The organism is Thermococcus sp. PK (genome assembly GCF_000430485.1).
In the GTDB taxonomy this organism is placed as follows: domain Archaea; phylum Methanobacteriota_B; class Thermococci; order Thermococcales; family Thermococcaceae; genus Thermococcus_A; species Thermococcus_A bergensis.
Genome location: NZ_KE387149.1, coordinates 736,641 through 743,402 on the forward strand (window position 1 = coordinate 736,641; position 6,762 = coordinate 743,402).

At 45.1% G+C, this 6,762-nt stretch carries 7 protein-coding genes and 1 pseudogene; 5 read left to right on the forward strand and 3 right to left on the reverse strand.

What is annotated here, in order from left to right:
- Positions 1-311 (reverse strand): hypothetical protein (locus THEPK_RS05990; RefSeq protein WP_042699521.1); only part of this gene is annotated, 311 nt, incomplete at its 3' end.
- 50 nt (positions 312-361) lie between these two features.
- A complete protein-coding gene (locus THEPK_RS05995; protein WP_042697770.1) occupies positions 362-784 on the reverse strand; it encodes a hypothetical protein in 423 nt (140 codons plus the stop codon).
- 58 nt (positions 785-842) lie between these two features.
- Between THEPK_RS05995 and THEPK_RS06000 the strand changes: the two genes are divergently transcribed.
- The gene (locus tag THEPK_RS06000) at positions 843-2,297 is read left to right on the forward strand and encodes an NAD(P)/FAD-dependent oxidoreductase (RefSeq protein ID WP_042699524.1); all 1,455 of its coding nucleotides are present in this window, start codon (positions 843-845) and stop codon (positions 2,295-2,297) included.
- Between the two features lie 47 nt (positions 2,298-2,344).
- Positions 2,345-3,280 (forward strand): tRNA-5-methyluridine(54) 2-sulfurtransferase, encoded by a 936-nt coding sequence (ttuA, locus tag THEPK_RS06005; protein WP_004067290.1) that lies wholly within the window; start codon positions 2,345-2,347, stop codon positions 3,278-3,280.
- A 46-nt stretch (positions 3,281-3,326) separates the two neighbouring features.
- On the opposite strand, the gene jtg is transcribed toward ttuA, so the two are convergent.
- Positions 3,327-5,306 carry a 4-alpha-glucanotransferase gene (jtg, locus tag THEPK_RS06010; protein ID WP_042699529.1) on the reverse strand — a complete coding sequence of 660 codons (1,980 nt, stop codon included), beginning with the start codon at positions 5,304-5,306 and terminating at the stop codon, positions 3,327-3,329.
- Positions 5,307-5,418: 112 nt separating this feature from the next.
- Here jtg and THEPK_RS06015 point away from each other — a divergent pair, with 112 nt between their 5' ends.
- The 3 genes and pseudogenes from THEPK_RS06015 to THEPK_RS06020 form a co-directional block, all read left to right on the forward strand.
- Positions 5,419-6,192, forward strand: a complete 774-nt coding sequence (locus tag THEPK_RS06015; RefSeq protein WP_052315896.1) for a DOMON domain-containing protein — start codon at positions 5,419-5,421, stop codon at positions 6,190-6,192.
- Between the two features lie 45 nt (positions 6,193-6,237).
- Positions 6,238-6,402 carry a hypothetical protein gene (locus tag THEPK_RS13390; RefSeq protein WP_198011288.1) on the forward strand — a complete coding sequence of 55 codons (165 nt, stop codon included), beginning with the start codon at positions 6,238-6,240 and terminating at the stop codon, positions 6,400-6,402.
- Positions 6,392-6,762: pseudogene (locus THEPK_RS06020) on the forward strand (RNA-guided endonuclease InsQ/TnpB family protein); the annotation flags it as partial. The gene THEPK_RS13390 and the pseudogene THEPK_RS06020, both read left to right, overlap by 11 nt.

Below are 6,762 nucleotides of genomic sequence, written 5' to 3' on the forward strand. Positions count from 1 at the left end.
AGCAGGATTCGGGTTACAGTAGTCTTTTTCAGAAAACAGGGGATCCTACTGCCAAACCACGTTGTAAACGCACCCCAGAACCCCTCATGAGGATTCCTATGCCTGTACTCTTCTTCAGAAAACACTCTGTCTCTCTTCTTACTACCAAAACCACCTGGAGCGTTCTTAGTTTTCTTAACAATCGGCCGATAACCCTTTTCCACCACAGTGTTCAGAACTTTCTTTGAATCATAAGCCCCATCAGCATAAAAATTCCCAGAACCCCCCGGCAGGAGTTCAATCAGCTCGTTCTCAGAAGTTGTGATCTTCACAGCAACCGGATACAGTAAACCCGGCAGGATTCTCGTTATTGCCTGAACTTCTATCCTGCCCTTTTTTTATTTGTAATAATGGTTGAGTCTGCTTGAGTGCTGGCGTAGGGTAATTTCTGGAGTTTTTTCAGGAGGTGGTTTGTCAGTTCTTCGAGGTTCAGCTTTTTCTCCCAGTTGTGGAGGGTTGAGTAGTGAATGTTTGCTCCGAAGAATTTTCTGCCGTAGTGCTGGGCGTCTCTGAGGGGTAGGTTGTAGTATTGTTTAAAGAGGAGTATTGCCAGTATTGTTTTTACTGGAAATTTTTTGGATTTTGGCAGGTTCTTCAGCTTTCCTTCTGATTCGAAGTCTGCTAAAACGTCAAGAATTGCGAATGCCACGCTTTCAGGGTCTTTGAGTCTGTGATCCCATCTGGGGATCACGACAACCACCTGAAAGAATTCAGCAAAAACCCTAATAAAGGTTACTATAAACACGCCCGCATCAGGCAAAAAGTTTATAAGATAACTGCTCCAAAATATCGGTAAGGGAAATATGAGTTCTGAGGAAAGGTTTGATGTTGTTATAATAGGTGCAGGTCCAGCAGGCCTTTTTGCGGCTTACGAGCTTGCAGAAAAAAGCGATTTGAAAATTGCAGTTTTTGACGAAGGTGGAGACATAGACCAGAGAACATGCCCAATGGACGAACTCGGCTACTGCATTGAGTGCAAGCCCTGTCATATAATGAGCGGTGTCGGAGGTGCTGGTGGACTTAGTGATGGAACCATAAACCTACGACCGGACATCGGGGGAAACTTGACTGACCTTACAAAAGATGAGAACTATTCCTGGCAGCTTGTGTGGGAAGTTGACCAGATCTTCTTGAGGCACGGAGCTCCTAAGGGCGTTTATAAGGGCAACGAAGACGAAATCAGGAAATGGGAAAGAAGAGCCGCTCAAGCTGGGGTAAAGTTCATACCAATAATTCAGCGCCATATCGGTTCAGACCACACAAAAGAAGTCATAAAGAGCATTAAAGACTACTTAGAAGCCAAAGGCGTAAGGTTTATCTTGTGGACGAAGGTCGAGGAGTTCAGAAAGGGTGAGGTCATAGCGAGAAAAGGAAAAGATATCTTCACAGTAAAGTCCAAATACATAATAGTCGCCCCCGGCAGAGGGGGGGCGGAGTGGTTCCACGACGTTGCTCAAAAGATTGGGCTAAATGCCAGACACGGCCCAATAGACGTGGGTGTTAGGGTTGAAGTTCCAGCCATAATAATGGAGCCCATAACGAGGATAAACCACGACCCGAAGTTCCACATATACACAGACACTTACGATGATTTTGTGAGGACTTTCTGCACCAATCCAAACGGCTTTGTTGTCGAAGAAAAATATGACGGCTACGTTGGCGTAAACGGCCACTCCATGAGAGACAAAAAGAGCAACAATACAAACTTTGCGTTTCTCACAAGAATAGAGCTAACCGAGCCGGTTGAGGATACAACAGCATACGGCAAGAGCATAGCACAGCTCGCAACCACCATCGGGGGAGGACGGCCAATACTTCAGAGACTTGGGGATTTGAAGAGGGGAAGAAGGAGCACATGGAGCAGAATCAGGAAGAGCGACGTTGAACCAACATTAAAGCACGTTACTCCGGGAGATATAGCGATGGCATTGCCCCACAGAGTTGTGACGAACATAATTGAGGGACTTGAAAAGCTTGATATGGTAATCCCCGGTGTTGCAAGCGACCACACCTTGCTCTACGCTCCAGAGATAAAGTACTATGCAATGCAGGTTGAAGTTAATGATCTTCTTGAAACCAGCATAGAGAACATATTTGCCGCAGGTGATGGAGCTGGGTTGAGCAGGGATATAGTTAACGCGGCTGCCACGGGCCTTTTGGCAGCGAGAGGAATATTGATCAAGGAAGGCCTCTACATGGAGAGGAGCTTCAAAAAGCCAGGTAACTGGAAGAAAGCTGTTGAGAGTTTGGAGGCATGAATGCAAAGGTTTAAATTTGTTCTTCTTTTTCTCATTCTGGTGAGATCATGAGGTGCAGAGTTTGTGGAGAGAAAGCGTTTATAAAACTCCATTATCCAAAAATGTATCTTTGCGCTGATCACTTTGTGGAGTATTTTGAGAGGAAAGTCAAGAGGACAATCGAGAAATACAAACTCCTCAAGCCGGATGAAAAAGTCCTTGTGGTTATTAGCGGGGGAAAGGATTCCGCAGTAACGGCTTACGTTCTAAAGAAGCTCGGTTACAATGTGGAATGTCTACATATAAACCTTGGCATAGGGGAGTATTCAGAAAAAAGTGAGCAATATGCTAGGGAACAGTGCAGGATTATAGGTGCCCCTCTTCACGTGGTTAACGTTAGGGAGCTTCTTGGAAAAGGAATCGGCGAGGTGAGAACGAGAAGACCCACCTGTTCCTACTGTGGCCTTACGAAGAGGTATCTCTTCAACAAGTTTGCCTATGACAACGGCTTTGACGTCATTGCAACGGGCCATAACCTGGATGATGAGGCGAGCTTTATATTCTCCAACCTCATGAACTGGAATACTGAATACCTTGCGAAGCAGGGGCCGGTTTTACCGGGAGAGGGGAAGTTTGTAAGAAAGGTCAAGCCCCTCTACGAGCTCACCGAGAGGGAAGTTGTGGCATATGCCCTCGCAGTGGGGTTGGAGTATATAGTTGATGAATGCCCCCATGCGAGAGGAGCTACGACAATAGAGTACAAGGAAATTTTGAACGAAATGGAAGAAAAAAGACCCGGGACTAAGATAAACTTTGTCAAGGGCTACCTGAGGAAAAGACACTTATTTGAGGCCGAGCTTAGGGAGATAGAGCTCAAGGAATGTAAGCTCTGTGGAATGCCTGCGCAGGGAGAAAAATGCTCCTTCTGTAAATTCTGGGGTCTGGAAGAGCCCGTCACCCTTAAAATAGCCAATACCGATGATGAAGAACCTTTCGGGCCCTGATGGATGATGGAGGCCTCCCTATCTGAGGTATAATAGAAAAGAAAGGTCAAAGCTCCCTGAACCTTACCGTGAACTCTAACTCCTTTTCGATTGGGAAAAGCATTGTATAGCTTACTCCCTGCTGTATGAAGTCCCATCCGGCCTCACTCTGGCTGAGCGTTTTTATCGGGAACTTCCAAACCTTTGCAGCCTTGTCGAGCTCTATCCTGACTTTTCCAATGCCGTATGGGTCATTCACTTCAAACTCTTTTGCTTCAAACTCTTCTGGCTTTTCCATAACGCTGTGTACTGCTAGGTTAATCTCTACTCCGAAGAGAGCTTTGTAGGGTTTTTCAAGCAAGACTCTGTACTTTGCAATGAAGCCGTCTTCCGTTAGTTCTATTTTCTTCTCTACTCTTGCAGGGATTTTTTCCTCTGCATAAACGCCTCCTTCACGCCACAGCTTTACTCCGTTTTCTATCATCTCATACTCGTAGGGCTGGTTAACGAAATCACCGAGCTCGTGGTACTTTACAAGGCGATAGTTGTCGAGAGTTTCTTCTGGTTTGATGAAGTGGTCTTGCAAAATAGCCCTTAGTTGCCAGTCATAGGCAAGCTCTCTCTTTATCTCCTCTGGAATTTGCTTTCCGAGCTCATGTATGCTTGCAACACCTTCTTCGCTTTCCTCCTCTGGTGTAGCGGCTTCCGGAACCTCATGGTAGTGCTCCCATCTTCTCGGAAGCACGTCGTTGTAGTTTACGGCTTTTTTCTTTGAGCTTAGTTCAAAAATGCTGCCTCCGTAATGGGGTTTTATCGTGGCAATAAAGCCCTCGTTTTCAACCATAATCTCTTTTCTTCCATCAAAATCAACGTCAAGTATTTTGTTTTCTGGCTTTAGGTGGCTCTGGGCTTTTATTATGTTCTCCCACACCGCTCTTCTCAGGTGGGGTAGGTATATCCCTCCAAAAACACCGTGCCAGTAGGCATCGTTGCACTGTGCTTTGAGGATGTATTTTCTAGCTTTGGGGTCATCTCTCACGGCTTTGCTTACCATAAGCATTCTTTTGTGCATAAAGTTGCTCTCTGGATATTTGAAGAAGAAGTTCTTCCATATGCCACCCCTGACAAAGACGCGGTACTTTTCAAACTTCCCCTCTTTTTTCAGCCCTTCTACAAACTCCACGAAGAGCTTTGCCTGCTTTGCCGGTAAAGACCACTCGCTCATCTCAAAGTACGACGCTATTGGGAGATACACCAGTCCTCTTGGAGTGAACTTACTTAAATACTCGCTGTAAGTCAGGAGGTTGATCTTTTCGTTGCTTGTAATTGTGTCAAAGAACTCTCTAAGCCAGCCTTTTTCATAAACCCATTCATAAGTCCCCGGCCAGACTCCGAACTTTTCGCCGTCGTCGTGGAACACAGCTACCTTTGAGGGGTCTTCACTTGCGAGGCTCTCTAAGTATTCAATGGTCTTCTTAACCGGGCGGAAGGGTATCAGGTAGCGCAGCTTTTCATCTATTGGGAACACCGTTATGACTTCCCCTCCGTCTTCCGTATAGTACGGCCAGAAGAGTTCTTCTTTGCTCAATCCAGCACTCATGAAGTGATAATCATCAACGACTACGTACTCGATTCCAGCCTCTCTAAGCGACTTTACAAGTTCCGGTTGCCATACCCTCTCTGTGAGCCACACGCCCTTTGCATCATAGCCGAGCTTTCTTGCGTAATCCTTTAACATTTCTATCTGAACCAATCTGTCTTCTTTTGGAATAGCCGCTAACACTGGCTCGTAAAACCCTGCCACGACGATCTCAAGTTGCCCCCTTTTTATGAGGGATTTGAGAAGGTCGAGATAATCCGGCTTGTTTTCTTCAATCCATTCCAAAAGCGGTCCACTAAAGTGAACGTTTACTTTCATCTCCGGGAATTCCTCTAAAATCTCCATAAAAGGTCTGTAAGAACGGTTATATGCTTCTTCAAACACCCATCCAAAGTTGCCGAGAGGTTGATGGTTGTGAATGCCAAAGATGAAGTTTATTTTCTCCATTCCTTCACCTCCTCAAATAGTTATCACTAAGAGTGATAGTGGGAAAGATATATAAATATTTTATGCATACATACCAACGAGGGTGAACAAATATCACCCGAGGTGAATAAAAATGCGAAAAAGCATATCTTTGGCTATTGTGGTTTTGATGGTTTTAAGCGTAGTACCGACAGTGAAGTTTGCAAGTGCCCTTTACGGGACAAAGGTTGTTGATGGAAATCTGGGAGATTGGGGAACTCTTGATCTTGTCGGCCAAGCAAAAGACAATGGGTTGGCTGGAGCAAAGCTAGATAAGCTCTACGTTGCTTGGGATGACCAATACCTCTATATAGCCATAAAAACTAACAATACCCAAAGCTGGAACGTTGCTTATGGGATTGGGATTGATGTTGATCCGGGGAGTGGAAATGGGTACACTGGAACAAGTGATGCTTGGGGAAGGGGAATAAGCTTTGCAGGAGATTATGCAATTGATTATGAGCTGTACTTCTGGTGGGGATGGAATAGTGGCATGGGTTCTGATAATTTCATAACTTGGACTGGAAGTGACTGGGACTACAAGGGGCTGGCAGATGTTGGTGCATCGTTCTCCTACACAGGCGACACCTCCACTGGTTTACAAATCCTTGAAATAAAGATACCTTGGACAGCCCTTGGTGGTAAACCTTCAAAGCTTGCTCTTATAGCTTGGGTTGCTGGAGAAGGTGGCTCCTCAGCAGTTAGCTCTATTCCCTGGAGCTCAGCCATGGAAAGCCTTGATACCCCATTTGCCGACGAGTCCAATAGAAATGAGTGGGTTGATACCGATTACTTCACGAACCTAGCTGAAATATACATTGCTCCTAAGACTATTGATGGGCTGTTCTCTAAATGGTTAAAAGCGTGAAGTTTAAATATTTTTGACTTAGTATTTCTTAATGGGTGGTTTAGTGTGCCTAAGGCGACCTTTGTTATTAGTGAGGAAACCTTAGAGGAATTTAAAAAAGTGGCTATCCAGCGTTATGGGAACAAGAGAGGCGTTCTGAGTGTGGCAATAGAAGAAGCCATTAAAGACTGGATCAAGAAAACCAAAGAGGAGCTGGAAAATGCCAAGTGAGACTATTAAACTCACGGCAAAATTCAAACTCAAAACAGAACCCGAAGGGTTAGAAGAGCTTTTCTCCCTTTATTCTGATATTGTTAATTTTCTCCTTGATTATGCTTTCGAAAACAACATCACGAGCTTTTACCGGCTGAAGAAGGAGACTTACAAGGGCCTCCGGAGGGAATACCCAGACCTTCCGAGCCACTACATTTACACGGCCTGTCAAATGGCCACCTCAATCTACAAGAGTTACAGGAAGAGGAAGAGAAAAGGAAAAGCCAACGGAAAACCCATTTTCAAAAAGCAAGTAATAATGCTGGACGACCACCTGTTCAAGCTCGACCTTGAAGGAGGATTTATTAAACTCTCAAC